The following is a 5,101-nucleotide window of genomic DNA, read 5'->3' as shown; positions in this document are numbered from 1 at the left end:
GTGACAAAAATCTTGCGCGAGGACGGCAGCCCCCCGGTGGTGACGGCGGGAAGGATGGTGTCGGGATTGGAGCGGATGTTCATGGCGTCCTCCTGTGAGGGTTGTTGATCGCGGCGCTCTGCGTTTTGCTCGTCATTGCGAGTTCTGTTCCGGCCTTTCGGCGGACCCTGGTGGATGAAACAGGCTGGATCCGGGGAAGGAGGGCGACCACAGGGGTCGCCGCTACGGGATAGACATGGCGCAGGGGCGCCCCTTGTGGGCGCCCTGTTTGAATCTCACCGATGTTTCTCGGCGCAGCGAAGCCATCCAGAGCCGCGCCATGCGGTGGGATGGATGGCTTCGTCGCTTGCGCTCCTCGCCATGACGGAAAATGGAAACCGCTCATCATCTCACGCGGCCTCCGCGTTCACACCGAGCCAGGCGCGCACCCGCGCGTCGGGATCGGGGTTTTGGGTGACGTCGCTGACGACCGCGATCGAATCGGCGCCGGCGGCAAAGATCTCGCGGGCCTGTTCGAGCTTGATGCCGCCAATCGCGACCAGTGGAATATTTCCGACCCGGCGCTTCCATTCGGTGATCTTGGCGATGCCCTGCGGCCTGAAGCGCATCGACTTCAGCGTGGTCGGAAAGATCGGACCGAGCGCAATATAGTCGGGCTCCGCGCGCAACGCCGTCTCAAGCTCGGCGTCGTCATGGGTGGATAGGCCGAGCGTCAGGCCAGCATCGCGGATCGCCTTGAGATCGGCCTCGAGCAGATCTTCCTGGCCGAGATGCAGATGTCGGGCGCCGGCGACGATCGCCGCGCGCCAGTAGTCATTGACCACGAGTTTTGTGCCGGTGCCCTTGATCGCTTCGAGCGCGTCGCTGACGATCTGCAGCGACCTGGCATCATCGAGGGCCTTGGCACGCAGTTGCACGGTGCCGACGCCAAGCGCGGCCAGCCGCGCCACCCAACCGACGCTGTCGACGATGGGATAAAAGCGGTCAGGATACGGCATGCCAGAACGGGGTCCCAACGACAGGGGTTGACGGGGAGGCGAAATCGCGGGCTTCCATCAGGCCCGCTTCGAAGGCTGTGCGTCCGGCTTCGACGCCCAAACGAAAGGCCGTCGCCATCGCCACGGGATCGGCGGCTCGGGCGATTGCCGTGTTCAACAACACCGCGTCGTAACCAAGTTCGAGCGCCTGCGCGGCGTGGCTCGGCGCACCCAGACCTGCATCGATCACCAGCGTGATATCGGGCAGCCGCTCGCGCAGCAGTTTCAGCGCGTCGCGGTTGATGATGCCCCTGGCGCTGCCGATCGGCGCCGCCCATGGCATCACGACCTTGCAGCCGGCATCGACCAGCCGCATCGCGACGCTGAGATCTTCGGTGCAATAGGGGAACACCTCGAAACCGTCCTTGATCAGGATATCCGCGGCTTCGACCAGTCCGACGATGTCGGGCTGCAGCGTGTCGTTGTCGGCGATCACCTCGAGCTTGATCCAGGAGGTAGCAAACAATTCACGCGCCAGTTTTGCCGTGGTCACCGCATCGCGCACGCTGCGGCAGCCGGCGGTGTTCGGCAGCACGGTGACACCGAGTTGGCGGACCAGCGACCAGAACGCGCCGCCGGTCTTGCCGCCGGCGGCTTCGCGCCGCAGCGACACCGTGACGATCTCGGCGCCGCAGGCGCGGACCGCGCCTTGCATGACCGCCGGCGACGGATACAGCGCGCTGCCGATCAAGAGGCGGGAGGTGAAGGATTTGCCGTAGAAGTTCAGCATGGCGTCTCGTCTCATCCTCCCTGCCGCGGCGTGATGATCTCGATCTCGTCACCGTTTCCGAGCCGCGTCGCGGCCCAGCGGCTCCTGGGCACCACGTCGTAATTCAGGGCGATCGCAAAATGCGTGCCCTCATATTCGAGTTCGCCGAGCAGCGCCTCGACGCTTGCCGAGGCGATCTCGCGCGGCTCGCCGTTGACGATCACGCGCATTGCATCACCTCATTGTCGATCTGGCCGCGCTCGACATAGCCAAGCGTCAGCTCCGCCAGCGCCGGCGCGATCAGGAAGCCGTGGCGATAGAGCCCGTTGACTTGTATGCGGTTCTTGTCGATGGCGATGCGCGGCAGATGGTCCGGGAAGGCCGGCCTCAGGCCCGAGCCGAATTCGACGATGCGCGCTTCCGCGAACGCCGGATGCACCGCATAGGCGGCGCCGAGCAGTTCCAGCGCGGAGCGCACACTGACGCCAGTGTCCTCGGCCTCGATCGAGGTGGCGCCCAACATGAACAAATTGCCCTCACGCGGGATCACATACAGCGGCCAGCGCGGATGGATCAGCCGCACCGGGCGCGAAAGCTCGACCTCGCAGGTCTCGATCAGGATCATCTCGCCCTTGACGCCGCGCAATTCGGGCAAGTGATCGCGCGCGGCAAGCCCGCGGCAATCGATCACAACGCCGTCGATCTCGGCTGCGGGCGGCTCGTTGTTGAATTTGATGGTGCCGCCGGCGGCCACGATCCGGGCGTGCAGTTGCGGAAGCACCCGGCGCGGCTCGACATGGCCCTCGCCGGCGAAGAACAAGGCTTCGCGGAAGCGGCCTTGCAGCGAGGGTTCGAGTTCGGCCAGCGCGCGGGCGTCGAGCCGGCGATGGCCTGACGTCATGCTGGCAAAACGTTCGAAATCGCCGCGGTCGCGCGCATGCGCCACCACCAGCGAGCCGTTGAACGGGGTGTCCGGCAGTTCGCGGCGCCACAGATCCAGCGCCCGCAGTCCAAGCCGGCTGATGACCGGTTCGGCGGTCTCGCTCTCGCACCACGGCGCCAGCATGCCGCCAGCCCAGTGGCTGGTCGAGAGCGTCATCGCAGCGTCGCCGCGCTCGTGCAGCGTAACATCGTGGCCGGCTTGCGCAAACAGCAGCGCCTGCCAGGCGCCGGCTATGCCCGCACCGATGACGCAAACCGCGGATTCCCCCCGTGGTGCTGTTGGCTTCTGGTACATCCCTGTCCCTTCGCCGGCATGACCCGGATCAGGTTCAAAGGGTCACCGCGGTCTTGGGACCTCCGACAGGGCCCAAGCTTGCGGTCTCTCAGCTCCTCATCGAAGCTCCCCTCGGAACGGGCTTAATGTAGGCTGATGCGGCGGGGTGTCAACGCGTCTTGGCGGGAACCAGCCCGAATGCGCCCCTCAAGTGATCGTGTTCCAGACGCGTTGCGGCGTTCTCCCGGCGATACGCAGCATGTCCGCTGCGCGGCAGAACCGGGATCCACCGGCGACACTCCGATTATTGACCCGGGCTCAACAGGCAGCCTTCGTCCGCGGTTACCGTTTCACCCTATTGCGCGTCGGCGCTGGTGGCGTCTGCAGCCGCGGGCTTCGGCGGTGCGCTTGCCAGTACCCGTTCGGGGTGCCCGCCATGGGCCATTCGCTGGCGCTTGGCGGCCTCATAATAGCCGCTGGCGTAATAATGCATGGCGCGCCCGTGATCGCCGTTTGCAGTGCGATAGGCGCCGGCGAGATATCTAACCCCGTAAGTGAGGTTGGTGTCGGGATCGCGCAGTCCTGCGGCATCGCCGGTGTAGCCGAGGCTGCGTGCGGTCGAAAGCTTGATCTGCATCAGGCCGATGGTGCCATCGCGGCCAACCAGCGCCGCCTGATAGCGGCTTTCACGCATGATCACCCGATGCACCAGGACTTCCGGCACCAAGTTGGCCTTGGCGTGGCTGGCGACCAGTTCATCATATTTGGCGCGTTGCGCCTGCGCGGCTTGCGGAAAATGCAGCGCCATGATCGCCGTGAGCCAGGCCAGGCAAGACAAACGTTTCAACGAGAGGCCCTCAAGTGGGTGTGAAGCAGCGTGAACCCTCGGGCGAGGGCCTGCAGGCACTCTAATTGCCGCGAACACCGGGCGGCGGTGTGGCCGAATCCGGGCTTTATTGCGGGATCGCCCCCGCGCCGGATGCGGGTTTACCAAGAATTATGCCCTGGCATGCTTCGATCCCGGCGTGAGACCCGAACCAACACTACTGTGCCTATGACCCTGACCATTGCCCAAGCCTCGGACGAGGCAAGCTTGATGCGCGGCCTGCTGCCGCTATGGGTCGGCACCGGCGTCTACGCCTTGTTCCTTTTGGCCGGCAACCACCTGCTGATCGATCCCGATACGATGTGGCAGATCACTGTCGGGCAGTGGATCCTGGACCATCACGCCGTACCCGAAACCGACGTCTATTCCTTCACCATGCGCGGCCAGCCGTGGATTTCGACGCAGTGGCTGGCGCAGGTCGCACTTGCCAAGGCCCGCACGATCGCAGGCTGGAGCGGGCCAGTGGTTTTGTCCGCGAGTGCGATCGCGGCCACCTTCGCATGGCTCACGCACTGGCTCAGCCGGCGATTGAGCGCGAGCGCAACGCTGGTGTTCGTCGCCGCAGCCTTGGCCTTGACCGTGCCGCATCTTTTGGCGCGGCCGCATGTGCTGGCGATGCCGATCCTGGTTTTGTGGTGCGGAGGCCTGATCGCGGCCGCGGATCGCCGCGGAGCGCCGTCATTCCGGCTGTTACCCTTGATGGCGCTGTGGGCCAATCTGCATGGCGGTTTTGTGTTCGGCCTCGTGCTGATCGCGCCGGTCGCGCTCGATGCGGTCTGCAACGCAGCACCCCATGACCGGAAATCACTGGTGCTGCGCTGGGCGGCCTTTGCGCTGGCGGCGCTGATCGCCGCATGCTGCACGCCCTATGGCTGGAATGCGCTGATGGCGGCGCAAAAGATCCTCGCGCTCGGCAGTGCGCTGCCGCTGATCGCGGAATGGCGGCCGGCGGATTTCGGCAGCCTCGGTACGTTCGAAATCTGCCTGCTGCTCGGATTCGGGCTTGCGCTGTTGGCCGGCTTTCGACTGCCGCCGCCGCGTATCCTGCTGCTGTTGGGATTGCTGCACATGGCGCTGGCCCAGGGAAGAGCTGCCGAAACTCTGGCGCTGTTGGCGCCGCTGATCCTGGCTGCCCCGCTCGCCAGGCAGATCGGCACCGGCGCGGTCGCAAACGCAGCCGTTGCGCCGCCCGCACGCGGCGTGCTGCTGGCCGGCGTCGCGCTCGTGGCGGTGGCGGCAACGACTTTCTATAC

General features: G+C 65.6%; 6 protein-coding genes and 1 riboswitch. Of the genes, 1 reads left to right on the top strand and 5 read right to left on the bottom strand.

Annotated features, from left to right (window positions below; all coding sequences use genetic code 11):
* Positions 1-389: 389 nt before the first annotated feature.
* The 5 genes from ABSG20_RS29495 to ABSG20_RS29475 all read right to left on the bottom strand — a co-directional run bounded on the left by ABSG20_RS29495 (position 390) and on the right by ABSG20_RS29475 (position 3,770).
* On the bottom strand, positions 390-998 hold the full coding sequence (locus ABSG20_RS29495; protein WP_423867987.1) for a thiamine phosphate synthase: 609 nt from the start codon (positions 996-998) through the stop codon (positions 390-392).
* Complete coding sequence (locus ABSG20_RS29490; protein WP_423867986.1) at positions 985-1,767, bottom strand: thiazole synthase; 783 nt, start codon at positions 1,765-1,767, stop codon at positions 985-987. Before ABSG20_RS29490 ends, ABSG20_RS29495 begins: the two co-directional genes overlap by 14 nt.
* 11 nt (positions 1,768-1,778) lie before the next feature.
* A complete protein-coding gene (gene thiS / locus ABSG20_RS29485) occupies positions 1,779-1,976 on the bottom strand; it encodes a sulfur carrier protein ThiS (protein WP_423867985.1) in 198 nt (65 codons plus the stop codon).
* Positions 1,967-2,983 carry an FAD-dependent oxidoreductase gene (locus tag ABSG20_RS29480; protein WP_423867984.1) on the bottom strand — a complete coding sequence of 339 codons (1,017 nt, stop codon included), beginning with the start codon at positions 2,981-2,983 and terminating at the stop codon, positions 1,967-1,969. The genes thiS and ABSG20_RS29480 overlap by 10 nt, the downstream gene beginning before the upstream one ends.
* Positions 2,972-3,105, bottom strand: a riboswitch (TPP riboswitch). It overlaps the preceding gene by 12 nt.
* Before the next feature lie 212 nt (positions 3,106-3,317).
* Positions 3,318-3,770: a transglycosylase SLT domain-containing protein gene (locus tag ABSG20_RS29475; protein WP_423867988.1), complete on the bottom strand. Its 453-nt coding sequence runs from the start codon at positions 3,768-3,770 to the stop codon at positions 3,318-3,320.
* A 288-nt stretch (positions 3,771-4,058) separates the two neighbouring features.
* Between ABSG20_RS29475 and ABSG20_RS29470 the strand changes: the two genes are divergently transcribed.
* Positions 4,059-5,101, top strand: a 1,043-nt coding sequence (locus ABSG20_RS29470; protein ID WP_423867983.1) for a hypothetical protein, incomplete at its 3' end; no start/stop codon positions are given.

Source organism: Bradyrhizobium sp. (genome assembly GCF_049512235.1).
Lineage (GTDB): Bacteria > Pseudomonadota > Alphaproteobacteria > Rhizobiales > Xanthobacteraceae > Bradyrhizobium.
The sequence above is the reverse complement of the archived record's forward strand: the minus strand, read 5'-3'. Positions and strand labels throughout refer to the sequence as shown.

What these genes read in the sequence shown, in the direction of transcription:
- ABSG20_RS29495 (WP_423867987.1), bottom strand. Translation starts at nt 998, where the DNA reads ATGCCGTATCCTGACCGCTTTTATCCCATCGTCGACAGCGTCGGTTGG.
- ABSG20_RS29490 (WP_423867986.1), bottom strand. Translation starts at nt 1,767, where the DNA reads ATGCTGAACTTCTACGGCAAATCCTTCACCTCCCGCCTCTTGATCGGC.
- thiS (WP_423867985.1), bottom strand. Translation starts at nt 1,976, where the DNA reads ATGCGCGTGATCGTCAACGGCGAGCCGCGCGAGATCGCCTCGGCAAGC.
- ABSG20_RS29480 (WP_423867984.1), bottom strand. Translation starts at nt 2,983, where the DNA reads ATGTACCAGAAGCCAACAGCACCACGGGGGGAATCCGCGGTTTGCGTC.
- ABSG20_RS29475 (WP_423867988.1), bottom strand. Translation starts at nt 3,770, where the DNA reads ATGGCGCTGCATTTTCCGCAAGCCGCGCAGGCGCAACGCGCCAAATAT.